21 protein-coding genes are annotated in these 24,925 nt (G+C 42.9%); 11 read left to right on the top strand and 10 right to left on the bottom strand.

The window, feature by feature from the left end; genetic code table 11:
* Window positions 1-5: 5 nt before the first annotated feature.
* From ABDW02_RS13710 to cysS, 3 genes are all read right to left on the bottom strand, one after another.
* Complete coding sequence (locus tag ABDW02_RS13710) at window positions 6-1,646, bottom strand: S41 family peptidase (protein ID WP_343635345.1); 1,641 nt, start codon at window positions 1,644-1,646, stop codon at window positions 6-8.
* A gap of 149 nt (window positions 1,647-1,795) precedes the next feature.
* The gene (rnpA, locus tag ABDW02_RS13705; RefSeq protein ID WP_343635343.1) at window positions 1,796-2,182 is read right to left on the bottom strand and encodes a ribonuclease P protein component; all 387 of its coding nucleotides are present in this window, start codon (window positions 2,180-2,182) and stop codon (window positions 1,796-1,798) included.
* Between the two features lie 96 nt (window positions 2,183-2,278).
* Entirely contained in the window at window positions 2,279-3,754 is a 1,476-nt protein-coding gene (cysS, locus tag ABDW02_RS13700) for a cysteine--tRNA ligase (protein ID WP_343635341.1), read from the bottom strand.
* Window positions 3,755-4,381: 627 nt separating this feature from the next.
* On the opposite strand from cysS, the gene ABDW02_RS13695 reads away from it, so the two are divergent.
* From ABDW02_RS13695 to ABDW02_RS13660, 8 genes are all read left to right on the top strand, one after another.
* Window positions 4,382-6,160, top strand: coding sequence for a UvrD-helicase domain-containing protein (locus ABDW02_RS13695; protein ID WP_343635339.1), 1,779 nt, complete (start codon window positions 4,382-4,384; stop codon window positions 6,158-6,160).
* A 50-nt stretch (window positions 6,161-6,210) separates the two neighbouring features.
* A complete protein-coding gene (locus tag ABDW02_RS13690) occupies window positions 6,211-7,401 on the top strand; it encodes an acyltransferase (protein WP_343635337.1) in 1,191 nt (396 codons plus the stop codon).
* A gap of 435 nt (window positions 7,402-7,836) precedes the next feature.
* Complete coding sequence (locus ABDW02_RS13685; RefSeq protein WP_343635335.1) at window positions 7,837-8,277, top strand: Lrp/AsnC family transcriptional regulator; 441 nt, start codon at window positions 7,837-7,839, stop codon at window positions 8,275-8,277.
* A 101-nt stretch (window positions 8,278-8,378) separates the two neighbouring features.
* Window positions 8,379-8,753, top strand: coding sequence for a GxxExxY protein (locus ABDW02_RS13680; protein ID WP_343635333.1), 375 nt, complete (start codon window positions 8,379-8,381; stop codon window positions 8,751-8,753).
* A gap of 152 nt (window positions 8,754-8,905) precedes the next feature.
* Complete coding sequence (locus ABDW02_RS13675; protein ID WP_343635331.1) at window positions 8,906-9,253, top strand: YtxH domain-containing protein; 348 nt, start codon at window positions 8,906-8,908, stop codon at window positions 9,251-9,253.
* Window positions 9,254-9,257: 4 nt separating this feature from the next.
* Window positions 9,258-9,608 carry a competence protein gene (locus ABDW02_RS13670; protein ID WP_343635329.1) on the top strand — a complete coding sequence of 117 codons (351 nt, stop codon included), beginning with the start codon at window positions 9,258-9,260 and terminating at the stop codon, window positions 9,606-9,608.
* A complete protein-coding gene (locus ABDW02_RS13665) occupies window positions 9,608-9,853 on the top strand; it encodes a DUF6327 family protein (protein ID WP_343635328.1) in 246 nt (81 codons plus the stop codon). Before ABDW02_RS13670 ends, ABDW02_RS13665 begins: the two co-directional genes overlap by 1 nt.
* A gap of 30 nt (window positions 9,854-9,883) precedes the next feature.
* Window positions 9,884-10,828, top strand: a complete 945-nt coding sequence (locus ABDW02_RS13660; RefSeq protein ID WP_343635326.1) for an NAD(P)-dependent oxidoreductase — start codon at window positions 9,884-9,886, stop codon at window positions 10,826-10,828.
* A 9-nt stretch (window positions 10,829-10,837) separates the two neighbouring features.
* Here the strand turns inward: ABDW02_RS13660 and ABDW02_RS13655 are convergent, their stop codons facing one another.
* From ABDW02_RS13655 to ABDW02_RS13645, 3 genes are all read right to left on the bottom strand, one after another.
* On the bottom strand, window positions 10,838-11,500 hold the full coding sequence (locus tag ABDW02_RS13655) for a hypothetical protein (protein WP_343635324.1): 663 nt from the start codon (window positions 11,498-11,500) through the stop codon (window positions 10,838-10,840).
* 62 nt (window positions 11,501-11,562) lie between these two features.
* Entirely contained in the window at window positions 11,563-11,796 is a 234-nt protein-coding gene (locus ABDW02_RS13650) for a hypothetical protein (RefSeq protein WP_343635322.1), read from the bottom strand.
* 83 nt (window positions 11,797-11,879) lie between these two features.
* The gene (locus ABDW02_RS13645; RefSeq protein WP_343635320.1) at window positions 11,880-12,425 is read right to left on the bottom strand and encodes a hypothetical protein; all 546 of its coding nucleotides are present in this window, start codon (window positions 12,423-12,425) and stop codon (window positions 11,880-11,882) included.
* Between the two features lie 73 nt (window positions 12,426-12,498).
* On the opposite strand from ABDW02_RS13645, the gene ABDW02_RS13640 reads away from it, so the two are divergent.
* Together ABDW02_RS13640 and ABDW02_RS13635 are read left to right on the top strand one after the other, a co-directional pair.
* Window positions 12,499-14,172 (top strand): C45 family peptidase, encoded by a 1,674-nt coding sequence (locus tag ABDW02_RS13640; protein WP_343635318.1) that lies wholly within the window; start codon window positions 12,499-12,501, stop codon window positions 14,170-14,172.
* The gene (locus ABDW02_RS13635) at window positions 14,162-15,394 is read left to right on the top strand and encodes an AMP-binding protein (RefSeq protein ID WP_343635316.1); all 1,233 of its coding nucleotides are present in this window, start codon (window positions 14,162-14,164) and stop codon (window positions 15,392-15,394) included. Before ABDW02_RS13640 ends, ABDW02_RS13635 begins: the two co-directional genes overlap by 11 nt.
* 68 nt (window positions 15,395-15,462) lie before the next feature.
* Here the strand turns inward: ABDW02_RS13635 and ABDW02_RS13630 are convergent, their stop codons facing one another.
* The 4 genes from ABDW02_RS13630 to ABDW02_RS13615 form a co-directional block, all read right to left on the bottom strand.
* A complete protein-coding gene (locus ABDW02_RS13630; RefSeq protein WP_343635314.1) occupies window positions 15,463-16,683 on the bottom strand; it encodes an NAD(P)/FAD-dependent oxidoreductase in 1,221 nt (406 codons plus the stop codon).
* Complete coding sequence (locus ABDW02_RS13625) at window positions 16,676-18,199, bottom strand: NAD(P)/FAD-dependent oxidoreductase (protein WP_343635312.1); 1,524 nt, start codon at window positions 18,197-18,199, stop codon at window positions 16,676-16,678. The genes ABDW02_RS13630 and ABDW02_RS13625 overlap by 8 nt, the downstream gene beginning before the upstream one ends.
* Window position 18,200: 1 nt before the next feature.
* On the bottom strand, window positions 18,201-21,926 hold the full coding sequence (locus tag ABDW02_RS13620) for a 1-acyl-sn-glycerol-3-phosphate acyltransferase (RefSeq protein ID WP_343635310.1): 3,726 nt from the start codon (window positions 21,924-21,926) through the stop codon (window positions 18,201-18,203).
* 135 nt (window positions 21,927-22,061) lie between these two features.
* Window positions 22,062-23,666, bottom strand: a complete 1,605-nt coding sequence (locus tag ABDW02_RS13615; protein ID WP_343635308.1) for an NAD(P)/FAD-dependent oxidoreductase — start codon at window positions 23,664-23,666, stop codon at window positions 22,062-22,064.
* Window positions 23,667-23,854: 188 nt separating this feature from the next.
* Here ABDW02_RS13615 and ABDW02_RS13610 point away from each other — a divergent pair, with 188 nt between their 5' ends.
* On the top strand, window positions 23,855-24,904 hold the full coding sequence (locus ABDW02_RS13610; RefSeq protein ID WP_343635306.1) for a methyltransferase: 1,050 nt from the start codon (window positions 23,855-23,857) through the stop codon (window positions 24,902-24,904).
* The last annotated feature ends 21 nt before the right edge of the window (window positions 24,905-24,925 follow it).

The following is a 24,925-nucleotide window of genomic DNA, read 5'->3' as shown; positions in this document are numbered from 1 at the left end:
AACGCTTATTTTCCGAGAATAGTATTTACTCTTTTAGGATCTGAAAGAACTTCCAATGCTTTCTGAACATCCAGGTCATACTGGAATGCCTGCTCTGCACGACCGTTTTGATAATAGTAACGCGATACGATCTCACTGGATAAAATTTCTGTGATCTCATCTTTGAATTTATCCAGGTCACGCTCCTTGGAAGGTGTTACTTTGGATAACAATTGTTCGTAATCGGATTTGATGTCTTCAAAATAGCCTTCGTCTTCAGCGGTTTTCTTCATGCGCTCCAATTGTTCTTCGGAAGCGGTTGAATAGGTGAAATCCTGTTTCAGGGCATATGCTTTGAATGCATCGTAATCTGCTTTGCTCAACTGGAATGATTTCGCCGGAGCGATTGTTTCGTGGGAACGTTTGTAATCGGTAGCAAAATTGAAAATAACGTTGTTGCTTACCAGCATCAACAGCAAGCGCGAATAATCGTCTTTTTCCACAACGATATCCGGTTCGATTCCACGTCCGTCGATTACTTTACGGCCATTTGCCGTTGTAAATGTCTTCAACAGGGAATCTGCAATCGCTTTCGGTTTCTCGCCCAATTCTTTGTCGTAGTATTCCAAACGCTGTACACAACGACCGGATGGTGTATAGTATTTTGAGATGGTCAGCTTGATTTTTGATCCGTATTTCAGGTCAAATGTACGCTGCACCAATCCTTTCCCGTAAGAGTTTTCCCCGATAATTACCGCTCTGTCCAAATCCTGCAAACTTCCCGAAACAATCTCCGAAGCGGAAGCGGATCCTCCGTCAACCAGCACAACCAGCGGAATATTCAAATCCAATGCATCGGCTGAAGTCGCATAGGTTCTGTTCTCCTCCGGAATACGTCCTTTGGTGGTAACTACGGTTTGACCTTTCTTCACGAAAATATTTACGATTTTCACCGCTTCGATCAGCAAACCTCCACCATTTCCGCGCAAGTCCAGAATCAGGTTGCTCATTCCCTGCTGCTTCAATTTTCCGTATGCTGCAATCACTTCTGCCGAAGCAGTTTGTGTAAAGCTGTTTAGTTTGATGTAACCGGTTGTTCCGTTGTTCAGCATCCCGAAATAAGGAACGTCTGCCAGTTTGATCTCATCTCGTGTAATGGAAATGGTTTTTTCCTGTCCGGCACGCTCCACGCGCAATTGAATGGTAGAACCTTTTGGCCCGCGCAAACCATCCGAAACCTCATCGCTTGGTTTTCCCTTCATGTCTTTTCCATCAATGGAAAGGATTTTGTCTCCGGCCATTGCACCAGCCAATTGAGCAGGTTTTCCTTCATAAGGTTCTGCGATGTAGGTATAATCTCCCATTTTACGGATCAAAGCACCAATTCCGCCGTATTGTCCGGTGGTCATCATGCGGTAATCCTCCATATTCGATTCGTGGTAATAAACGGTATACGGGTCCAGCTGCTTCAGCATGGCATCGATAGCGGTTTTGCTCATTTCTCCCGGTTTGATCTCATCCACGTAGTTGGTTTCCAACTGCTGGAAAATGAGGTCCATCAATTCCATGGACTTGATTTCTTCGAATCCGTTAGATTGTGCTTTTAGCGGGGAATTGAAACCAATTAAGATGGTTATCAGGGCGAAAACATGCAAGAATTGCTTCATATTGCTGATCAAATTTTGATAATGACTTTCAAAAACCATTCCGTAAAATGGATTGCAAGCTGGTAAAAATACCGAAAGATTAGTTACCCGGCTTGATTTTTTAGGTTTTTTGACGAATGGGTTGGTCACCGGATGAATGTTGCTGATTTTTATGCTTCTGTCTGCAGGTCCGCAATGAGTTTCCCGAGCAGTTTCCGCATACATTTTTCCAGTTCCGGGTACGTCAAAATTTCCTTATTCGTATAAACGATAAAAAGAGCGAGTTGTTTTCCCGAAGTGTTCAATAAATCTTCCAACGGCTGTTTTTCTTTCCGAAGCACTTCTTTGATCAAGCGTTTCACATAATTTCGGTCGTGTGCCCGCTTGAACTGGCGTTTCGGGGCAGAGATCACAACCTGGAACGGAACTTTTTCAACGATTTCCGCTTCCAGGTAATAAACACTCAATGGAAATGCACGCAATTGCTTTCCCTCCTTGAAGAGACTGTCGATTGTTTTCCGACTGCAGAGTTTGTATGCTTTTCCGAAATGCTCCATTTGGATATCAGGATCTTAAGACTTCAGGATTTTAGGACTCAGATTGCAATCCAGTCCTAAAATCATAATATCCTGATGTCTTAAAGTCCAATAAGTCTATTTCACCGTCCAGCTTACGCCGTCTTTCCCGTCTTTCACCACGATTCCGGCTTCTGCCAGGCGATCCCTGATTTTATCCGAAGTGCTCCAATCCTTGTTCTCCCGGGCATCTTTACGCATATCCAGCACTAAGTCCATGACCGTTGTCAATGCCGCATCATTTCCGGCAGATGATTTTTCAATCGTCAAACCAAGTACGTCGCATACAAATCCGGTGAATTCTTTGGACAGCAATTCCAGATCAGCAGCAGTAATGGTTGCTGTTCCGTCTGAAATGGTATTGATGTATTTCACCGCTTCGAACAACCCTGCTACCAGCATCGGCGCATTAAAGTCGTCATCCATTGCTTTGTAGAACGAAGCGACCAGCGCCTGCACATCCTGGGAAGATTCTCCCTTTGTTTCCAGAGAACCTAATTTCTCAAAGGCTTCGGATAAACGGGTAAATCCTTTTTCAGCTGCATTCAGCGAGTCCGGAGTGAAATCCAATGTACTGCGGTAATGCGCCTGCATCATGCAGAAACGGATCACCTGCGGAGAATACGGTTTATCAAACACTTCCGTCGTTCCATCCACGATTTCCTTCGGCAGGAAATAATTCCCCAACGATTTGGACATTTTTTGCCCGTTTACATTCAACATGTTTGCATGCATCCAGTAATTCGCCGGACTAACCCCGACAGAACCGCAGCTCTGTGCAATTTCGTCTTCGTGGTGCGGGAATTTCAAATCCAAACCACCACCGTGGATATCGAATTTGTCTCCCAGGTATTTGGTGCTCATTGCCGTACATTCGATGTGCCAGCCCGGATTTCCGTCTCCCCATGGTGAGCGCCAGATTTGCATATCATCCGGGTTTGCCTTTTTCCACAAAGCGAAATCCGCAAAGAAGCGTTTTTCGTCCTGTGCATTCAGTTCGCGTGTTTCTTCAGCCAGTTCGTCGACCTTGCGGCCACTCAGTATTCCGTATTCGAATTTCTCACTGTAAGCGCGTACATCGAAATACACGGAACCGTTTACCACGTAAGCGAATCCGTTTTCAATAATCTTCTCGATCACTTCGATCTGTTCCTGGATATGTCCGGTTGCCGTTGGTTCGATAGCCGGGGGAAGCATGTTGTAAATGCGCTGTAAATCCTGGAATTTCACATTGTACTTGTAAACAATCTCCAATGATTGAACCTGTTCCATGCGAGCAGCTTTTCCAATGGAATCAACTGCTTCACCGGCAGAATTGGTAATGTGTCCGGCGTCGGTAATATTTCTGACATATTTCACCTGATAGCCCACATACATCAAATAGCGATAGATCAAATCGAAATTGATGAAGGTGCGCATGTTTCCCATGTGCGGTTCGCTGTAGAGCGTCGGTCCACAAACATACATTCCAACTTTACCGTCAATAATCGGCTTAAAGGCTTCTTTTTCACCTGAAAGGCTGTTGTAAATCTGAAGTTTGGAATGTGTGCTCATTGCTGCTCTGTTTGTTTTGAAAGTTTGTACGCGAAGATAGGGAGAAATTCCTCTTACTTTACCTTCAGCTTTCGCACTAACGTTTGTTGCTGTTCGTCTTCGCCTGCAAAACAGGCTCTTCCAAGGCAAAAAAAGTAAGCAAAAATGCCTTAACCCAATTACGGCGTTCAAGCAGCCTTCCCTTTCGGACTTATTCACGAAAAGAAGGGATCAGGATCCCAAATGGAAAGCACTTTTCGGACTAAGTAACCGAAACGGAAGGCTTTTACTTTCTTCTCGCAATTAGAAGGGCGGGTAACGATCCCAATAGATCTCTCAATCCACAGTCGTGTAATTGGGTTTTCTCCGCAGTATCGACTCATCTATGAAGTACGATCCATTTTACGAAAACAAGCATTATTCTAAGTAGAAGCATATAGAATATTAGCACATGATTGTTCTCTGTTTTTTAAATCAAAACTATGTGGTCTATATTCCTATTGTAGGCATCAATCGTATCTATTTGTTTGAACAAGTACTTGGTTTTTTCGGAAACATTTCTGAACTTAAATAAAGAAAGGGTTGTTAATCATCGTGTTGAAATGACAAAAACCCTCCGGATAACTAAATTTTTTAACTATTCACTTTATGAAATTAACTTCCGAGCAAGAAGTCATCCTGAAGGAAAGCGGTAACTTAAAAATCAACGCCGTTGCCGGATCAGGAAAAACTACTACGATTATTGAATATGCCAAAACCCGGAATCCGAAATCGGCTATTCTTTATCTGGCATTTAACAAATCCGTCAAACTGGATGCAAAGAAAAAATTCCTGCAGCACGGATTGAAGAACGTAACTGTTGAAACCGCTCACTCCCTGGCCTACCGGAATGTTGTGATGAACAGCAACTACAGGATCAATGCTTTCGGTTATAAAATTCATGAGATTGCAGAGATTCTCGGAATAACCGGAAACGATGAAAAGCATTCTGAATTTGTACTGGCCAATCACATTAAGAAGTTCTTCTCCTACTTTTGCAATAGCGACAAACAACGCATCGAAGAGTTGAATTACCTGGAAATTGTAGCTGATCCGAAAGCAAAAGCATTTGTCAGGACTCACTATACATTCATCCAGAAACAAACCATCAACTTGTTTCTCAAAATGGAGCAAGGCAAGATTGAAATTACCCATGATTTCTACCTAAAGAAATTCCAATTGTCTAACCCTAAACTTCATTACGACTATATTCTGTTCGATGAAGGACAGGACGCATCAGCCGCTATGCTGGACGTTTTCTTTAAACAATCGGCAACAAAAATCATTGTTGGCGATACGCACCAGCAAATCTACAGTTGGAGATTTGCCGTCAACTCACTGGAAAAAGCAGATTATCAAACGCGTTTTCTGTCTGCCAGTTTCCGGTTCAACCAGGAAATCGCGGATTTAGCCATGAGTGTTTTGGGCTGGAAAAAGTTCCTGGATCTCACGAATCAGTTGTCCATCATTGGCGACGGAAAAAGGACGGAAGTGAAGTCTAAAGCAATCATTGCACGTACGAATCTCGGGTTGCTGCTGAAGGCCATAGAGTATGTCACGGAAAACAAAGCGATTCAAAATATCTACTTCGAGGGAAATTTCCATTCTTACACTTATGCCGAAGACGGTGCGTCACTTTATGATGTTTTGAACCTGCACAACAACAAAAGAGGCATGATTAAAGACAAACTGATCCGGGAAATGCAATCCATGAAAGAACTGGAAGAATATATTTCCAAAACCGAAGACATGGAATTAGGGATGATGGTAGAAATCGTGAAGCGATACGACAATGAAATTCCGAAGATTATTAAACTGATTAAAGAAAAACACCTGACGGGTGATGACAAGGAACAAGCTGAAATGATTTTCTCAACCGTTCACCGGTGCAAGGGAATGGAATACGATTCGATTGAACTGGCAAATGATTTCATCTACGAAGAAAAGGTAAAGAAAACTGCCGTCGATCTGAAAAAAGAAAATTTCAGTTATACCAAACTCACGGAAGAAATCAACTTGTTGTATGTTGCGATCACCCGCACCAGGAACCAATTGTTTATACCATTGAAGTTCATCCCAACTTCGTTTCAATCTTTTGAGAATTCGGAAACAATCCATGTTTTGAGATCCGAAGTTCCCGAAGAAGTAGAAGAAGAACTGTTTGATAATCCTTCCGGTACACTTTCCGTTCCGGCTTCCAAAAGTTATTCTGTGGAGGAATTCAGGACGAGACATGCCGATGCATACAAACCCTGGACGGATGATTTTGATTCCGAGCTTTCCGAACTGTTTGCCCGGGGAACCAACATCAAAGAACTGTCAAACTATTTTGGAAGGACCAACGGGGCAATTCGTTCCCGGATTAAGAAATTAAATCTCCGTGACTGACCAAAGACCTACAATCCATCCCAGCCAATTTATTTATACTTTAGCCGCGAATGAATACCGAATCTCAAAAAAACAAACTGGGTTTCCTGGATGGTGTGCGCGGCGTGGCGATGCTGATTGTTGTGTTGCATCATTTCGCATTGGCGTTCTTTCCGGCTATTAATTACCTGGATCCCGGGAAAATTCACCTGGGAGACGGATCAACGGAATTGCTGATTGCCAAAACGCCGCTGAATATTTTCTTCAACGGAGGATTCGCGGTTTCGATCTTCTTTGTTTTAAGTGGTTTTGTGCTCAGCTATAAATTTCACCTTTCCGGAAGCCGTAAATTGCTGACGGATTATGCCGCAAAACGCTATTTCCGGTTGTTTCTTCCGGTTGCCGGTTCCATACTTCTCTGCTATATGCTTCATGTATGCGGACTTTTCACCAATCAGTCTGCGGGAACAATGACGAAGTCGGAAGAATGGCTCGGAGGATTGTTTAGTGGCATAAAAGGCCCGGGTGATGTTTTGAAGAACATGTTCCTGGACGTATTTTTGAATAATGATAACCGCTACAACGCTGTTCTATGGACGATGACCATTGAATTCCTGGGTTCTTTACTCCTATTCTCTTTTTTGGCTTTGGCCGGGAATTCCAAAAGAACCATGTTGCTTCATGTGGTTGTTGGAGTGGCGATCCTGTTAACCGACAAACAATTTTACGCTGCTTTTATACTCGGATCGCTGATCAGCCGGCTTTTTATAGACGGTTTTTCATTTCCGGAAGGATATAAAGGAATGCTTATCAAGATCCTGCTGTTGGCCGCCGGAGTTTATTTCAGTTCATTCCCCATGGGCTTTCACACACAGGAAAGCATGTGGCGCTGGCTGGATTGGAGCTGGACAAGCGGTTACAACATTTTCCACGTGGTCGGAGCTTTTTGTATCCTGTTGGTGATTTGCTTTGACAAAACCCTGACTCGTTTCTTTTCGATCAAACCTTTTCTTTACCTGGGAAAAATTTCCTTTTCGTTCTACCTGATCCACTTACCGGTGATGTGTTCGCTTGGTTTTTATGTCTTCGAAATGTGCTGGAAACCGGGAACTTACTTTGTTCCTTTCCTGATTGCATTCGGTAGTTGTATGCTCGTAACCCTGGTGATTTCGCATTTTTACTACAAATGGGTCGACAGAACCAGTATTCGCTTCTCTGAAAAAATAGGGAAATGGATCACAAAAGGGGACGAAACACCATAAAAAATCCCGGCCGAATTTCGTCAACCGGGTTTTAACGCAGTAGTAATTTAGACTGTGGTGTCTAAATGGGGTTCTTGTTTTTGTGATTAATCAATTTCAATTTCCCACTTCCATCTTCTACGACGGTGAAAATTTAATAACGTTGTGTGGACGTTTGTTAAATTTTTGCGGAGATATTTTTATCCTGTTTAAAATCAGGATACAAACCAACTAAAAACAAAGCTCTTTTAACATTTCGCTTTTTCGCAGTCATCTCAAAATTCGTTAGCATTCAGAGTTTTATCTGCTAAGAGCGCCGCTAAGTAAAATCAAATTTGGTTTCATTCACCATTAACAGAATATTATTCTATATTTATAGAAAATGAAGAACAATCATTCTGTTTTTTACGGTTTTAACTGCTCGAACCAGAATTTTTTTCTCAAAAACGCTTCGATATGTCCGCATTAGATTCGATCGATCATCAAATTATTGCACTTCTCCAGTCAAACGGAAAGATGAATAACAAAGAAGTAGCCGGTAAAATCGGCTTGTCCGTTACTCCTACTTTTGAACGCATCAAACGCCTGGAGCGGATGGGAGTCATACAAGGTTATACCGCTCTTATTAATCGGAAAGCAGTTGGGAAGGAGTTAAAGGTTGTTTGCCAGGTGAGTTTAAAAAGCCATGAAAAAGAAGGAATTGACGTTTTTGAAACCGCGATCCGGGAATTGCAGGAAGTCATTAACGCCTATCACGTGGCAGGAGCAACAGATTATATGCTCATGATTGAGGTTGCGAATATGGAGGTTTACCACGACTTTCTGAAGAACCAGCTTTCACGTATCCCGCATATCGGGCAGGTAAACAGCAGTTTCGTGATGTCGGAATTGAAATAGCCAGTAGCCACGAATTCACGAATTTGGCTTGGCTAACACGCTCGCTTTTTTTATATTTTAAGTGCTTGTTTGAAAAGATGTTTTTCACTAACTTAAAGTGAATGAAGCATTTAATATTAGAGAGCGAAGCTTATGAGATTATAGGCATTTGCATGGAGGTCCACCGAAATCTAGGACATGGTTTTTCAGAGATTGTTTACAAAGACGCCTTGGAATATGAGTTCAGGATAAACAAAATTCCTTTTGTACGGGAGAAAGAATTTAAGGTTCATTACAAAGACATTATTTTACCGCACTATTTTTATGCGGGTTTTGTAGTTCTTGACTCCATTATTCTCGAAGTAAAATCTGTAAGCCGACTTACCAAATCACATTATGCACAGGTAATTAACTATTTAGCAGTTTCGGATCTTCCGCTTGGTCTAATGATCAATTTCAACGAAGACAGCTTGAAATACAAACGTTTTGTCCTTTAAAGTGTCGAGCGCGTTAGCCGAGCTAAAAATTCGTGAATTCGTGGCTTTTACCTTTCGACTCAAACTGAAAATTAAAGTTAAAAGATTCGCCGACTTGTTCGGTCGCTTATTTTTTTGGCTACATTTATTAGGAACACATAAAACAAAGTATCATGTCAAGTAACAATATCATCGTAGGACTCCTTGCAGGTGCTGTAGTTGGAGCAGGTATCGGAATTTTATTAGCCCCTGAAAAAGGATCTGATACCCGTCAGAAGTTGAAAGATCAACTGGATAAAGGAAAAGACGGTTTGTTGGATAAATTCCAGGAATTAACGCAATTATTGCAGCGCAAGGCAGAAAACGCCGGCGAAGACATCAGCGAATTTTTGGATAAAGCGATTTCAAGCGGCATTCATGAAAAAGATGAATTAATTTCCTTACTGGAAGAAAAATTAGAAACGTTGAAAAAAGGTGCTCAAAAAGCTGCATCAACAGCAGCTTCAGCAGCTAAGGGTTAATCAAATGGCATTTGAAGAACTAAAAGAGAGTACTCGTAAGGTCCAGGAGGAAACCAAAGCTTACGTAGAAAGCACGGTACAATATTATAAGTTGTGGGGATTCCAATTCATTATGAAATCGACCCGCACGATTGTCAAGCTGATACTGGTTGGTTTCTTCCTGTTGATCACTTTTTTATTCGGGTCTATCGCTGCTGCACTGGCAATCGGAGACGCGCTTCATAGTCCGGCACTTGGATTTTTGATCATAGCCGGCGGTTATTTCATTTTGGTCCTTTTAATCCTGTTTCTGCGCCTTAAATTTATTGAAAGGTACATCTTACGCACATTTTCTAAACTTTTTTTTAAGGACTGATGGAAAAGAAGCCACAAATATATTCGTCATTTGAAGAAATTGAACTGGATCTTCAAATCCTGAAACTGGAGCGTGAAATTCATGCCCAAAAGATCAAGCTAAACCTTGAAAAAACAGGCGAAAACCTGCGTCCCGTTAATTTGATCAATGATTACCTGGGCACCACCGACAGAACCAACCTTTCCGTGATCGAACAGGTTTTCAAGATAATTTTACAGTTCTTAGTAAAACCCATTAAAGAATAAAAAGTATTTTCGGAATACTAAATGCACTCCATGAAAAAAGTATTCTTTCTTGATACCGTGCACCCTATTCTTTCCGAAAGACTCACACAAAGCGGCGAATACGAATGCATTGAAGCTCATGACTGGACCAGGGAACAGTGCGAATCGCAACTCGGTGATGCACATGGTATCGTGATCCGTTCCCGCTTCACCATGGATGAATCCTTCCTGAAATTTACTCCTGCTCTGCAGTTCATTGCCAGATCCGGTGCCGGAATGGAAAATATTGATGAAGCTTATTGCGCTTCACGTGGAATTCAACTTTACAACGCCCCGGAAGGAAACCGGAATGCAGTGGGTGAACATGCGTTGGGTATGCTATTATCCCTGATGAATAAAATCCACACGGCAAACCGGGACGTAAAAAACGGGATTTGGGACCGGGAAGGAAACCGCGGAGAAGAATTAGACGGAAAAACGGTCGGGATTATTGGCTATGGAAATAACGGGAAAGCGTTTGCCAAAAAATTGCGCGGATTTGACATCACCTTGCTTGCCTACGATAAATACAAAACGGGTTTCGGCGATGATTTCGTAATCGAAGCGACCCTGGAAGCTCTTTTGCGTAAATCAGATGTGATTTCTTTCCACATTCCTCAAAACGAAGAAACCATTTATTTCGCGAACCAGGAATTCTTCGATGCTCTCGGGAAGCCAATTTACCTCCTTAATTTATCACGAGGAAAAATAGTTGAAACTAAATGTTTAATCGAATCTATTTTAAAAGGAACAACGAAAGCAGCTGCATTGGACGTGAACGAATTTGAAAAGAAATCTTTCGAGCAGCTCTTTGATCAAACAGATAATGAGCAATTGAAATTCCTGTTGGAATCCGACCAGATTTTGTTGACACCACATGTAGGAGGATGGACAACCGAAAGCTATTATAAACTTAGTTCTGTTTTAGCCGATAAAATCCTGGAAGTAGAAGAGTAAATTTTACTATTAATTGTAAATCTTAATGATAGCCTGCTTGTTATCAAGTTTTACTTGAATCAATAAAACCTGATTTTTCGGCAAGTCGGAAATGTTCAACTGATTGGTTAGTTTGTTTTGTACAGCTATTCTTCCGGATAAATCGGAAACCTGAAATACTGCTTCACGTTCATCCTTTACCTTTAAGATTCCCTCTTTCCATTCCAGGAAAGAAGCTTCGTTTAATTCGGTAATTGCATTCGTGGAAGGTGTCACAATGAATTCATAGCTAATTTCCTGAATAACGGAAGCATTATCGGGATCGTACACGTCGAAGTAACAAATGCCGTGTCCCGGAGTTCCGTTCAGCATCGCACCGATAATCAGTTTGGTTGCAAAAGCCTGGTTTGCCAATAAATTAAAATCTCCGCTATCTCCTACCTGGACGTTTGCATGAAAAGTAGTTTGATCATCCATGGAGATCTGCCATTGCACCGGAACATTATCGAAATGAGTCGCTTTCCATCTCAGCACTGTATCTGTAGAGATATCCGAAAAAACCTCGATGTACCAATGTGCCGGAGATTGACTGGTTGTTTTTACCAGCAAAGCGGAAGTATCCGGAATGTGAAAAACCTGCGCCCGGGAAGAAAAGCACAAAAACAAACTGAGGGAAAAGATCAAATGTCTCATAACAAACAAAAAGCTACCCGCCTGTGAAACAGACAAACAGCTTTCTCAAAGGTATTAAAAAATTATTTCAGGCTGCATTTCCGTTCAGCGTGGTACATATTTCCCCCAAAGCTCAGACTCACGTCGCTGTTCAGATCCTTGCACTCCTTCTTGGCTTTGAATTTCGTTGCAGTTATCTTCGTCTCATCCGACATCTGGTATTCTCCTTCCGCATAATAATCGCAGGAACAGTTATAGTCCTTTTTGCAGGCCCCCAGGGTTGTTATGAGTATTATTCCAAAAATTGCTGTTTTCATAGGTAGCATTAATAACGCTCCAAATGTATGATTATTACCTGATTTATCCGGGAATCTGTTCAGTGATTCGAAAAAAGATGCTTTTAAAGCGTGAAAACCAGGAAAACATCCTCCATAATCCGAAAACCCAGTTCGTATTGCTGCGATTCAAATTCAAGCACCAAACGTTCATTCGATGCTGAAATCAGTGTCACTTCTTCTTTCAAATCCGGGATCTGCCCTTCTTTCCATTTGTAAAAAGCCTCTTTGGCTCCCCAAATCAAATGCAGTGCAATTTCATCTTCGGCGAATGTAAGTTCCCGTTCATTCCGGAAATAATCCTGTCCCTGTTTCAATCGTGCAGAAAACGGTTGAATGTCAATTCCAACCGGTTCGGAACCCACGCTCACGGCAAACCATCCTTTTGCATGGGAGATTGACAGGAATAATCCGGGTTTTTGCACCAAATAAGGTTGTCCGGTTTCTTTGTAGGCAATTTCCGGATCACTGTGACCCAACTCTTTCAGCAGAGCCTGAACACCGCCTTTTTCCACAGCGCGTTTGCTGATGCCTTTCGCAATCATCTGATCGTAATCTTCCTGTCTGAAATAAGCCAGGGTAGAATTTTGACTGTTAATTATGCTTATCATCGTTTAACGCGGTTGAAATCACTGACATTCCGCTCAAAAATAGCGTATATTTGTACTCAATTATTGAATAAGCGTGATCAAAATCCTCTTAAAATACCTATTCCGTCTCATTTGGATTCCGACAGAGTTACTTTTCGCATTTATTTTCGTGTTATTTACGATTATTCTGTTCAACGCCCAGATTGACACACCTGAAGTTCCGGAAATCCATGTCGGCGAGCGCAGACAGGTCGGAAAAGATCATTATGTACTTGGAAATTCCTACCTGAAAAAGAATCAATACGGCGTTTGGGAAATGTACCTGGAAGGCGAACCTTACGAAAGAGGCGTTATCTATGGGAAATTGGCTAAAGAGCTGGTCCAGGAGCAGGAAGATATTTTTGTGGGACAGATCAACAACTTCCTCCCGAACAAAATGTGGAGACACGTCATTAAACTGATGGTCGGATTCTTCAACAGCGATTTACCGGAAAATATTCCGCTGGAGAACCAGCAGGAGATTTACGGAATTTCACTGGCTTTTTCGGACCGTTACGATTACATTTCTTCTAAATACACACGCATCCTGAATTATCATGCTGCACACGATATTGGGCACGCATTGAATGATTACAGCGTTGTGGGTTGTACTTCTTTCGTGGTAAAAGGCCAAAAAAGTGCGAATCGGGAATTACTGGTGGGCCGGAATTTCGATTTCTATGTAGGTGATGATTTTGCGAAGAACAAACTGGTGATTTTTGTCAATCCGAGCAAAGGATATAAGTTTACTTCCTATTCCTGGGCAGGATTTACGGGAGTAGCTTCCGGGATGAATGAAAAAGGACTGACGGTTACGATCAATGCTTCCAAATCCGATTTGCCAACGAGCTCCAAAATGCCGATTTCCCTGCTTGCACGCGAGATTCTTCAGTATGCGAAAAATACCGACGAAGCAGTAGCCATCGCTAAAAAGCGGCATACGTTTGTATCCGAAACACTCATGGTTTCTTCTGCAGAAGACGGAAAGGCTATTTTGATTGAAAAATCTCCCAAAAAACTGGGCGTTTACGAAAGTAAAACCGATGTTTTGGTGTGCGCAAACCATTACCAGTCGGATGTTTTCAAAAAAGACCAGGCAAACGTAAAGAATCTTGCCAACAGCGATTCCAAATACCGGTTTGAACGCATGCAGCAATTGCTGAGTAAGCCGTCTGCATTAAATAAGAACACCGCTGCCACAATCCTTAGAGATCAGTATAGTTTTGGAAGCGATACGCTCGGAATGGGAAATCCTAGAGCGATCAATCAGTTGCAAGCGCACCACGCTGTAGTGATGCAGCCGGAAAGCAGGATGTACTATATTTCCAGTTCGGATTACCAATTGGGGCCGTTCCTGGGGTATGACCTGAAAAAGACATTCCAAACCAAACATATTCAACTGACAGACACCATTGCCCCGGATCCGTTCCTGACTTCCGGTGCGTACCGTAAATTCAAAGCATTCAAGACCGTTAAACAGGATATTTCCGCTTACCTGATGTTTGATAAACCGCTGGATCTTTCTCCGAAAGAAATCGATCAGTTCATTGCAAACAATTCGGAGTCTTATGTCACGTATGAGCAATTAGGAAAGTACTTCCAGAAGAAAAAACAGTACCAAAAAGCCATAAATTCGTACCAAATTGCGTTGACAAAACACGTTGCTGCACCGCAGATTGAAGAAGAATTGCGAAGTTTGATCAAAGAATGCCGGAAAAATGGAAAATAGCAAGATCTCAGAGCAAGTAGTTAACACAATTCGTTATGCAGTCAATCATGCTCCGTTTTATCAAAGGCATTTTTCGAACAGTGCATTGAATTGGGAAGATTTCCGGTCACTTCCATTCACCACCAAAGAAGATTTATCGCAAAACAACCGCGATTTCCTGTGTGTTCCTGCAAGCCAGGTGGCAGAATATGTAACTACTTCCGGCACTTCCGGGAAACCGGTTACGATCTACCTCACCAAAAAAGATTTGGTACGCCTGGCAAAAAATGAAAAGGAATCCTTTGAACTGACCGGTGCGAAAGCAGGAGATCTCTTTCAGCTGATGACCACGATCGACAAGCAATTCATGGCCGGACTCGCATATTATTTAGGCGTTCAGGAACTGAATGCAGGAATGATCCGCATTGGTCCGGGAGTGCCGGCGTTGCAATGGAATTCCATCCTGGAAAACAAACCTACGATCCTGATTGCCGTTCCCAGTTTTTTGATAAACCTCATCGACTATGCGAAGCAAAACGGCATTGACATGAATCAAACTTCTGTGCGTGCCGCCATTTGTATCGGAGAACCGATCCGCGAGGACGATTTATCGGAAAACGTATTGGCCAGACGCATTCACGCTGACTGGAATATCGAACTGTTTTCTACGTATGCATCTACGGAAATGGGCGCTGCTTTTACCGAATGTACTTCCCACCAGGGCGGACATTTGAATGAAGACCTGATTTACCTGGAAGTACTGGACGAAGAAGGACAGGAAGTTCCAAGCGGTGAAAAAGGGGAAATTGTGATTACGACCCTGGGAACTGAGGGAACTCCGCTTATCCGCTACAAAACCGGCGATGTTGCCCGTGTATACCGGGAAACGTGCAGCTGCGGCAGAACGTCTCCGCGTATCGGACCTATTTTAGGTCGTAAGAACCAAATGATCAAATTCAAGGGAACAACTATTTTCCCTCCTTCCATATACGAGATTTTCGACAGTAGATCGGAAGTGAGCTGCTACAAAATTGAAGTCGCAAAAGACTACCTGGGTCACGATACGATTACCATTCTGTTGGAAAACCGGATCGAACATCATCCGGTGATGAACCAGATTATAGAAGATTGCAAGGCGAAATTGCGCGTGGTTCCTCATTTTGTGTTCCTGGAAACAGATTACCTGAGAAGCCAAGTGTTTAAGAACCACATGCGGAAACCTGAAAAAATCGTTTTCAAATAACTAATAAATCTGTGGGAAATAAAAAGGGACGCGATGTAGCGCGTCCCTGCCGATATTTACATCGTTGATTACATTTTCACAATGTGTGCTACTGCATTTACCAGCGTAGCGTGCTTTTTCACGAACGGATTGGTTTCATCCCAAACGTAGCCCGCCAATACGGAACAGATTTGTTTCCGGATCGTTTCGTCTATTTTCTCGCTGAAGAAAATTTCTCCCAATGTTCCTTCGTACCACGCCAATACATACGTACGGAATACATCGATTCCCTTCTTCAACACGACGCTGTAGTCATTCTCCCAGTCCACTTGTCCGCCGTTCAATTGCTTCGCAACAAGCGTAGCGGCTTTGTACCCGGAAGAAATCGCCAATGTTACTCCTGAACTGAAGATCGGGTCCAGGAATTCGGTACTGTTTCCGCACAGTACATATCCTTCTCCGTAAACCTGTTTCACAGAAACTGCATAGTTCACGATCAGGCGTGGCTCGAACATGAATTCAACACCGTCGTAACGACCGTTCAAACCAGGAAATTCAGCTACTTTTTGCTTGAACAGCTTTCCGCCATCTGCATAACATTCCTCGATAAACTCTTTGTTTCCTACAATTCCAACAGATGCTGTTCCATCCGAAAAAGGAATGGACCAGATCCATGCAGTATTGTCATTGAATGCGTGAACGAAGATATTTCTACCGTCTTCAGGAGTTCTTCTGGTATCGTCCAAATGCGCGAAAACTGCTCCACGCGGCGGAGTTGCAACCGGAACTTCGAGGTCGAACATTTGAGGAAGTACGCGGCCATAGCCACTGGCATCCATTACAAAACGACAATGAACTTCATGGATATCGCCATTTTTATCGCGGTAAGTAACTACTTGTTTCGTTGCAGATGTTTTCACATCCGTAACTTCGGCCTGGAATTCCACTTCCGCACCTTGTTTTTCCACTTCTTTGATCAATGCGTGGTCAAAATCAGCGCGTTTTACCTGGAATGTATACGACCATCCTTTCGAAAACTGGTTTTCAAACAGGAAATCACAACGTTCTCCATCGTGGTAGAAGCACGCTCCTGTTTTCACCTGAAATTTCAACGCTTCAACCGCAGGAAGAAGATTCAGCTCGTCCAGGTAATCCATACTGTGAGGCAATAAGCTTTCACCGATTACAAATCTCGGGAATTGCATTTTTTCCAAAACCAAAACCTTTAAACCCTCTTTGATTAATTTAGAGGAAGCCACAGAACCCGCTGGACCTGCGCCAATTACAACAACATCAACTTCTTTAGTCATACATTTTGATTTTTTCTATTACTTGCTTATTGTTTACAAAATTAAAAGATGTTACAAGAGCGCCAATGGTCGCGCCCAAAATTCCGTGAAAAATAATGTTCTGGCCTGTCAGGAACAAATTGGGAATGTGCGTTTTAGTATTGATCTGCGTCTTGTGGGTATGTTTGAAATCCTTCTGGATTCCGTACATGGAACCATCCGGGGTGGAAACATAATCCCGGTACGTAACCGGTGTGGAGGAATAAGTATTTTTTACTTTCTCACGAATTCCCGGGAAACGTTCCTCCAGGCGCTTCAACACACGTTCTTCACACATTTTTTTAAAGGCTTCGTACGTTTCTTCGCGCGTTCCTTCCTTTACAACGGTGCGAACAGAGTTCTCCCAGGCTTTAAACTCGTTAAAATCGAGGTAACACATCACCGAAATGGATTCTGCATAGTCTTTCGTGTTTTTCGAAACCTGCGCGGACGTAAAAGTCATTTGTGGCCAGGATTCCGAAAAGTGGAATTCTTCGTTCCAGATATTATCGGTGTAATAATCGTAATAATTCGAGTTGAAATACGGCAGCGTATTTTCGTGCAGCGACAAATAGATCATGAACGAAGCAATCGTATTCGGCAGCGCATTTACGCGGTTCGCATAAGCCGTTTTGAAGCGTTCTCTGCCTAAAAGATGAATCGTTTCTTTCGGATGCAGGTTGGAAATGACAAAATCACAGGGAAACTGACTTCCATCGGAACAAACCAGTGATTCGATCGTTCCTGATTCGCTGAAATTTGCTCCTGTCACTTCCTTTCGTCTCAGCACTTCGCCCCCGTGCTCCGCAATCTTCTTCATCAGCAATTTCGCGATCTGTGAGCCGCCGTTCACAAAGCGGTAACTTCCTTTGATGAAACTGTTCAGGATGAGCGCAACGACGTAAAACGGGGTCACTCCTTTCAAACCGGCATACAAAGGACCGGAGCCCAGAATGATTTTGATCAGGTCTTCGTTATCCGTAAAAGAAGCCAGGTGCTCCCACGCTCCTACTTCCAGTACTTCCGTATGTTCCACGTAGTTGATCTCTGATTCCAGTTCGATGTTGTAAAGCGGGAAATACGTACAATAAAGCTGTATTTCTGCTACAATCCGGTCAATATCTGCTGCATTTTCCGGAAACGTATTTTTTAGTTGCTGAGAGAAAGTTGTGTAGCCCATCCCGTGCTTCGCAGTAACTCCGTTCGATAACCGGACAATATCGAAAGCATCTTCATCCAGGCGTTTCATGTCGAGGTCGTCATAGATCTCCAGATACTTGAAAATTTTATAGAGATTCTCGCCTTTATCCAGTCCTCCCACGTAATGGACTCCGGTATCAAAAACTTTCTTATCGCGGCTGAAAACCTGCAATGAACCACCAACCTGGTGATTTTTCTCCAGAACCTGGACTTTATAGCCGTGTTTAGCCAATACCAATGCGCTTACCAAACCGCCGATACCACTACCGATCACTACTATTTTTTGTTCCGGGTTCAACTTAAAGTCTTTTAAGGATCATCAATACATTAGACGTCTTGGAAGAATGCTCGATCAATTCGAATCCGAATCCGTTCTCCTGAGCAAAACGTTCAATCTCTTTCGCAGACAGGAATGACAAATCATTCGTTGTCTTATTAAAATTAAACCATTTTGTGGAAAGCGTCTCTGTTAATTTGGTGTTTTTCAATCTATCCTGGAATTCGATGATTCCGTCACGAATGATAATCATTCCGTTTTCACCGAGTCTGGCAGTTACTTTCTGCAACAATTCCAGTTGTTCTTCCGGACGCAGGTAATGAATCACGTCATTGAAGAAATAAACGTCTGCTTCCGGCAAGTCCCATTGGCGAATATCTGCAGCCTGGAAACTCAATCCGTTTGACCGCTTGACACAATTATCGGCCACTGCAACCTTGTCTTCGTCGTAGTCCATCCCGATAATCTCGCGCGAAGGATCAAAATAATTCAGGAAAACAGACAGATAACCATAACCACAGCCCACATCCACAATGCGTTTGCGGTCGCCGATCAAGCGGTTGTAGAAATCAAAGTTCTTGCGCTCCATCATCCATTTTACACGAACGTACCATTCCAAAACCGGGCCTTTCAGCAAATAATTCTCGAGTACTTTTCGGGTATAGAAAGACGTATCCGCATATTCCCGGCGAAATTCCACCATTTCGGCACGCATCACCCGCATTGCCCGTTTGGAAAATTCACTGTAGGATTCTCTTTCCAGTGCGCGCATACGTCGCAGTGGTTTTATCAGGATCTTCCCCTGGTTGATGATCAGGTCATTCTTCGGGTTCACTTCGTGATTCCCTAAAATCAGCAAAGGCTGAACCGGAATATTCAGTTCTTTGGAAATATAAAATGCCCCTTTGTGGAAACGTTTGATCTCACCATCCGGACTTCGCGTTCCTTCCGGGAAAATGACAATGGAATATCCTTCGCTGATCCTCTTTTTGATCTCTCCCAAATTCCCGTCTGCACCTTCTTCAGCAAATAAATATCCTCCGTAGCGAATAAAAGGAGCAAAAATAGGCGAATTGTATACCCATTTCTTAACCATAATAATCGTTTTGGGATTAAGCATCAGCACCACCAGAATATCCAAAAACGAAGTGTGATTTGCGATGATGATACTTGGGTTCCTGTAATTCAAACGTTGCTTGTCTATAATTCTCTTCTCCACGTGCAGGCCGGCATACAAGGTGGATTTAGCCAATTTGGAAATGGAGAAGTTCAGGATCTCCTGTTTTTTTATGCGGCTGATCGGGGTTGGGATCAACACGAAGATCAGTAAGATATTCAGGATCAAACTTCCGAGGAAGAAGTAGAAGAACAGCAGCAAACTGTAAATGAAGTAGAAAAAGGTGATCGGCCCGCGGCCTTTTTTCTTGCGGTTCAATACAAAGAAATTGTAAATGCGTGGCTGAACATACAAGGTAATCAGCATGATCGACCCAATCCCGATAACACTGATTGCACCGATGGAATGAATTGCAGGATGCTTCGCGAAGATCAGTACACCCGTTCCGATCATCGTTGCGATCCCGGAAAGAATAATTCCCGACTGCGTGGATTTCAGCGAATTTACACCGGTCCGTGCCTGCTGGATCAATCCGTCGGTGGTGAAAATACTGAAGTCATCTCCCAAACCGAAGATGAAGGTCGCCACAATGATATTGATGAAGTTGAACGGAATATCAAACAGGCTGGCGATTCCCAGGATCCAGATCCAGCCCAGCACCATCGGGAAGAAAGCAAACAAGGTTAGTTCGATCCTTCCGTAAATGACCAAAATGGAAAAGAATACCAGTAAGGAGGAGAATAAGAACAGGTAATCGAAGTCTTGTTTCACCACATTCAGCATCGATTTTGCCATTTCTGAAATATCGAGGACAAAAATACCGTCGATCCGGTTCAATTGCTCCTTCACGAGTTCCTGCTTGTCTTTCTTCACCGTAATGGAAGTCACATAGGTATGTCTTCCCCGGTCTTCCGAAACAAATTTATTCAACCCTATTTCTGCTACCAATTCTTCTCCTTCAGCCCGATCAAAAGTCACTGATTTTGTGGCATTGAAAAAAGGCTGGAAACCGGCCGCATTCAAACCGTACTGCGGTGCAAGTTCATTGATTTGCGCTTCTACCTGCTGATTTTTCTTCCAGAACTGAAGCCAGCGTTCTTCGGTTTCTTTCAAGGTTCTTTCCGAAGGCAAATAAGGAGCCAAGGAAACAAATTCCGAAATACCATAGTGTTCCTTCGTAGACACAAATTTTTGATAGACCGCATCGTTTTGAGAACGCGCGGCCTCCATGGTTGGAGCAGATGAAAATACAAACAGTTTCTTGTCCGTATTCGGGTTGATGCCTGTGTAGAATTTTTCTTTCTGTTTTAACCCGGAAGTATGGAATGAAAGGTTGTTCATGTCCGAATCAAAATTCACATTGGTTGAGTGATACAAAAACACCAAAGAAACCAAAGTGATCAGCAAAAACGAGACTCTTACAAATGTTTTATTTAGTTTGAAATTAAATTTATAGTTTTCCTTGTCTTTGATCCGGATATTCAGACTTTCGATGAGGACCGGCAGGAAAAGCAAGGTAAAGAGTACCGAACCGGAAAGCGTGCAAAGTGCAATCAGACCAAAATTCTGAAGAACCACCGAATTGGTAAAGAGCAGGGCTCCCAGGGCTGCAATGGTGGTAAAACTTCCCAACATCATCGGTGAACTGATTTCTTTCACTGTTTTTACCACACTTCCCAAGTGCTTCAAATGTGTAAAGAAATGGAAGGAATAATCCAACACAATTCCAAGTAGCACTGAAGATGTTGCCAATGAGATTGCCGATATTTCCGGATGCAGATAACCGACCAATCCGGCACCGCTCAGGATTCCGAAGAACCCGGGAAGCAGGAAATAGAATGGAGCCAGAATGCTTCTGTAATAAAGGATCAACAACAATAAAATCGCCGAAACACTGATGATGGAAGTCAGGAATGAATCAGACTTCACTTGTTTGGCGTTTGCAACAGCAATCTGGAACGTTCCGAAGTAGTCAAAATTCAGTCCTTTCTCCTTTGCCTTTGTTTGCTTGAATTTCTCCAGGCGATCTGCGAATTTCTCCAGTTTTTTCGTGTCTTTCTGGTTCAGGTCAATGGTTCCGAAGAAAAAAGCATACTGCTCGTCCCGGGAATACACCACGCCGTCTTTCACCACATAGTTGCTGGAGTCGGTATTCGGGTTCAGTTGTTTCAATTGCCCGTAGAACAATCCCAACGGATCATTCGCTGCCAGTTTGCTGACGAAAAATGCATTGGGTCCGGTCAGTAAATGAGCTGTTCGCTGAAGGCCCCTTTTGATCGAATCTTTTTCGAGTTTTCCCTGGATTTCGTTGTAATCAGCGCTTGTAAGATTGCGTACCGAACTTTTTTGAAGAAAGGCAATCAATGCACCTTCATCCACGCTCTTTACAACTTCAATATCTTTTAATTCATCGGGGAATTGCTTTTCGAGATCCGCCTTCAGGTTTTCCAGTTTCTCCAGGGTGACTTCCTCGTCTTCCTGCGCTTTGATGGAAAAAACAACCTGTTTATTGAGCTTGTTCTTTTGAACGATGTCATTGAATTTCTTAAACTCCTTTCCTTGCGGGAAAATGGCATACAAATCTTCGTTAATCTTCAGTTTGGAAACACCAACACCCAAAAACGCAAGCACGAGTACAAAACTTCCCCAGAAAGCAAGTCTTTTTTTAAGAAAAAATTCAACAATTCGAGCGCAAATTTGACCGATCATTCGTGTTAGTTTCGGAGATTAGGAGAAATAATTAGGCGGCAAAGCTACAAAAATATCTCATGATGTGAGTTTTATACCCTTTTTGTATGCATTCAGTAATTTTTTGAATTTCGGTTTGTCCCACTTTTTCAAAACAATCAAAGAGGCATTGAAAGCGGTTTTCACAGCAATCGGAACACCACCGCCCAATTCTGCCCATTGTCCGCCGATGATCAGGTTTTTTACCGGTGTGCGGTAATGTGCAATTTTGCTTTGCATGTTCTTTTTTCCCGGTCGCGTTCCCATCATGGAACCATTCTTATTGCCTGTATAGCGGTAGTAAGTAACCGGAGTAGCTACTTCGTAGAATAAAATGTGCTTCCGCAGATCCGGACACATTTTGGCTTCCACCCGTTCGAAAATAATCTGAGCAAAATCATCTTTCAGCTTTTTGTAAGCTTCCGTACGTACAAAATCGCCTTTTGCATTCTTTTCGGTTTGCCAATTATTCATGTAATCCATCCACGCCGGAACATAAAGCGTAATCGTTCCCTTTCCTTCCGGAGCAAGTGTGTGATCGCGAACCGTTGGTGCCAAAACAGAAATGGCCGATTTATGCGGATCTCCGGAACTGTGTTCGTCGCGTGTGCTTGATTCCTCGCAAACGAGTGTCAACTCATGCCCGAAACCTAAACTTTCTGCTGTGCAATCCAGGGCAACGGAGATCGTTACGGACGAACTGTACATTTCGGAATCATTCAGGGTTTCGAAGAATTTAGGCGGAACCAGGTTTTCCGGGACCAATTTGCGGTACAGGAAATCCACATCACAAGCCGCAATGACGTATTTCGTTTTGACCGTATATTCTTTCGCCCGGTTTTTATAGCGAACCGCTGTTATTAATTCGTTCTCGAAATCAAATCCAACGACCTCGGAACTCAGGCGCACTTCACATTTTTCCGGAACCACTTGTTTTTCCAACCACGCAGGAATCACCTGGCTTCCACCGATCGGCGGATTCTGGTAATCGGAATTATACGCCCAGGCAATCGGGAAAATACAGGAAAGCAAATCGCGCTCGGTGCAGAAAAGCTCCTGAAGCGCCGGATCCCTGAAAAACTTGCTCAATCCTTTTTTCACACCTTCGTCTCCACCGCCACTGATGGCATAAGGAATCAACGGGTAAATAATGCTGAGCTGCTTCATGCGGAAGAACGGGATTTCCAGCGGAGATTTGGTTTCAATGGATTGGAAAAACTCGTCAAATCGCAAAGAAACCTTCGCAATGCGCTTTGCCACCTTGAAAAACCGCACTATTCCTTCTTTTTCATGCGGGAAATCGAGTATCAGCTGATCGCGCAACTTATCCGGGTTGTTTGTCAGCAAGTAATCGTGGTTGGTAGAAATATGGCGCTGAATGCGCTCCATCAACTGCGGTTTCGGATAATCTTCTCCCAGCATTTTAAAAACGCGGGTAACCGTACCCCGTTCGTTGTATTGGTTCAACCAGTGAATTGCCGTATCAAATACAAAGTCTTTGCGCTCAAATCCCTGTAAATAACCACCGATCAGGTAATGTTTTTCCAGTACCAGTACTTTCATTCCCGACCTGGAAAGCAAAGCCGCGGAAAGTAACCCACTTACTCCCGAACCGATGATGGTGACGTCAAATTCTTCGTTCATTCGGCTTCAAAATTAATGAAATACCTCTTCCGGTACTTCAAACTCCCTGATTTTAGCAATTTACATCGGATGAAGAATTCACATAAAAGCCAGAAACTATTTTTTTTTCCTAACTTTGACGCCACATTTTAAATTAACCCTGATCGAACGGCAAGTAACTAAACTCAAATTCGGTATAGATTGAACCCATGAAAGCATTAAACTCTTTGTACGAGGCTCAGAAAATTGCCTTTAGTCCGTTTGTATTCCAAACAGTGTATACCATGTACAGCCTTGGTATTCTGGATGAATTGTATGAAGAAAGAGACGGGTTGACAATCGAAGAAATTGCCAAACGCAAAAACATCAGCGAGTACGGTGTCCGTGTGTTGGTGGAAATGGCCAAAGCAGCAGACGTACTTGAATTGACCGACGACAGATACACCCTTTCCAAAATTGGTTACTTTCTGACCAGGGATGAGATGACCAAAGTGAACATGATGTTTACCCAGGATATTTGTTACAAAGGGCTTTTTCACCTGAAAGATTCCATTTTGAACGGGAAACCGGAAGGTTTGAAAGAAATCGGTCCGTGGAACACCATTTACGAAGGGTTATCGCTTCTTCCGGAGCCGTTGAAGACTTCCTGGTTCGAGTTCGATCATCATTATTCAGACAATTCCTTCGGGGAAGCGTTGAAGATTATCTTCCGTCACGATCCGAAACACATTTTTGATATCGGTGGAAACACTGGGAAATGGGCCATTGCAAGCACGAAACACGACCCGAATGTACGCGTAAGTATTTTCGATTTGGGTGTACAGTTAAAAGTGGCAAAGGCAAACATCGATGCTATTCCGGAAATCAAAGACCGCGTGGATTACAACGAGCGCAACATGCTCGATCCGGAATCTGAAATCCCTGCCGGAGCAGACGTTTACTGGATGAGCCAGTTCCTGGACTGTTTCAGTGAAAAAGAAATTGAAGCGATCCTGCTGAAGATCAAAAAGAACATGAAGCCGGACGCTACGATCTTCATCATGGAAACATTCATCGATGATCAGCGTTTTCCTGCTGCTGAATTCAGCCTGATTGCTACTTCACTTTATTTCACGGCTATGGCAAACGGAAACAGTAAAATGTATTCCTCTTCCGCTTTGAAATACATCATTGAAAAAGCAGGTTTCGAAACTGTTAAAGAACATCCTCTTCACGAGGACCGTTTCCACACTATTCTTGAAGTTAAATTACCGAAATAAGTCACTCTCCTCTTACAAATT

Origin of the sequence: Fluviicola sp., from assembly GCF_039596395.1 — a bacterium.
Taxonomy (GTDB): Bacteria; Bacteroidota; Bacteroidia; order Flavobacteriales_D; family Crocinitomicaceae; genus Fluviicola.
This window is presented reverse-complemented; position numbering and strand designations above follow the sequence as displayed.

Coding starts and splice junctions, on each gene's coding strand:
- ABDW02_RS13710 (WP_343635345.1), bottom strand. CDS start 1,646: ATGAAGCAATTCTTGCATGTTTTCGCCCTGATAACCATCTTAATTGGT.
- rnpA (WP_343635343.1), bottom strand. CDS start 2,182: ATGGAGCATTTCGGAAAAGCATACAAACTCTGCAGTCGGAAAACAATC.
- cysS (WP_343635341.1), bottom strand. CDS start 3,754: ATGAGCACACATTCCAAACTTCAGATTTACAACAGCCTTTCAGGTGAA.
- ABDW02_RS13695 (WP_343635339.1), top strand. CDS start 4,382: ATGAAATTAACTTCCGAGCAAGAAGTCATCCTGAAGGAAAGCGGTAAC.
- ABDW02_RS13690 (WP_343635337.1), top strand. CDS start 6,211: ATGAATACCGAATCTCAAAAAAACAAACTGGGTTTCCTGGATGGTGTG.
- ABDW02_RS13685 (WP_343635335.1), top strand. CDS start 7,837: ATGTCCGCATTAGATTCGATCGATCATCAAATTATTGCACTTCTCCAG.
- ABDW02_RS13680 (WP_343635333.1), top strand. CDS start 8,379: ATGAAGCATTTAATATTAGAGAGCGAAGCTTATGAGATTATAGGCATT.
- ABDW02_RS13675 (WP_343635331.1), top strand. CDS start 8,906: ATGTCAAGTAACAATATCATCGTAGGACTCCTTGCAGGTGCTGTAGTT.
- ABDW02_RS13670 (WP_343635329.1), top strand. CDS start 9,258: ATGGCATTTGAAGAACTAAAAGAGAGTACTCGTAAGGTCCAGGAGGAA.
- ABDW02_RS13665 (WP_343635328.1), top strand. CDS start 9,608: ATGGAAAAGAAGCCACAAATATATTCGTCATTTGAAGAAATTGAACTG.
- ABDW02_RS13660 (WP_343635326.1), top strand. CDS start 9,884: ATGAAAAAAGTATTCTTTCTTGATACCGTGCACCCTATTCTTTCCGAA.
- ABDW02_RS13655 (WP_343635324.1), bottom strand. CDS start 11,500: ATGAGACATTTGATCTTTTCCCTCAGTTTGTTTTTGTGCTTTTCTTCC.
- ABDW02_RS13650 (WP_343635322.1), bottom strand. CDS start 11,796: ATGAAAACAGCAATTTTTGGAATAATACTCATAACAACCCTGGGGGCC.
- ABDW02_RS13645 (WP_343635320.1), bottom strand. CDS start 12,425: ATGATAAGCATAATTAACAGTCAAAATTCTACCCTGGCTTATTTCAGA.
- ABDW02_RS13635 (WP_343635316.1), top strand. CDS start 14,162: ATGGAAAATAGCAAGATCTCAGAGCAAGTAGTTAACACAATTCGTTAT.
- ABDW02_RS13630 (WP_343635314.1), bottom strand. CDS start 16,683: ATGACTAAAGAAGTTGATGTTGTTGTAATTGGCGCAGGTCCAGCGGGT.
- ABDW02_RS13615 (WP_343635308.1), bottom strand. CDS start 23,666: ATGAACGAAGAATTTGACGTCACCATCATCGGTTCGGGAGTAAGTGGG.
- ABDW02_RS13610 (WP_343635306.1), top strand. CDS start 23,855: ATGAAAGCATTAAACTCTTTGTACGAGGCTCAGAAAATTGCCTTTAGT.